The sequence below is a fragment of the Curtobacterium sp. VKM Ac-2884 genome, from assembly GCF_015350945.1.
Classification (GTDB): Bacteria; Actinomycetota; Actinomycetes; order Actinomycetales; family Microbacteriaceae; genus Curtobacterium.
Map to the genome: position 1 here is coordinate 1 of NZ_JADKSA010000015.1, position 512 is coordinate 512.

Annotated in this window: 1 protein-coding gene; it reads left to right on the top strand. The window is 68.4% G+C overall.

Annotation, left to right across the window (positions count from 1 at the left end; all coding sequences use genetic code 11):
* Positions 1-19: 19 nt before the first annotated feature.
* The coding region (locus ITJ60_RS18705) for a hypothetical protein (RefSeq protein WP_194649043.1) at positions 20-512 on the top strand (493 nt) is incomplete at its 3' end.

The following is a 512-nucleotide window of genomic DNA, read 5'->3' on the forward strand; positions in this document are numbered from 1 at the left end:
CAGCAAAGGACAGATCACCATGCGCAAGAGCCTGAAGACCTCCATCACCCTCGCCACGACCGGCGCCCTCGTGCTCGGCGGTGCCGCGTTCGGCATCTCCTCCGCCCAGGCCGCCACCCCCCAGATCCACACGGTCTCGTCGTCGTCGTCGAAGATCCCCGCACCCGTCGCCTCCGTCCCCGAGGTCCTCGGTGGTTCCACCGCCGTGAAGCTCGACTCCGGCTTCACCGACGCCCTCACCGCCCTCAAGCTCACCCCCGGCGTCTCCGGCGACGCAACCCTCGCCGACGGGTCGGTGTCGTTCCCGATCACCGCCGGGTCGGTCACCTACTGGTCGCCGGACGGCAACTACAAGCCCTACGTGCAGGGCCTGCTCAACCACGACGACTCCGGCCTGACCCTGAAGGCCGGCGACACCACCGTCACGCTCGAGAACTTCGTCGTGAACCCGGGCTCCTCCAAGCTCTACGGTGACGTCCTGGTCAACGGCAAGGTCGCCGCGTCCAACGCGT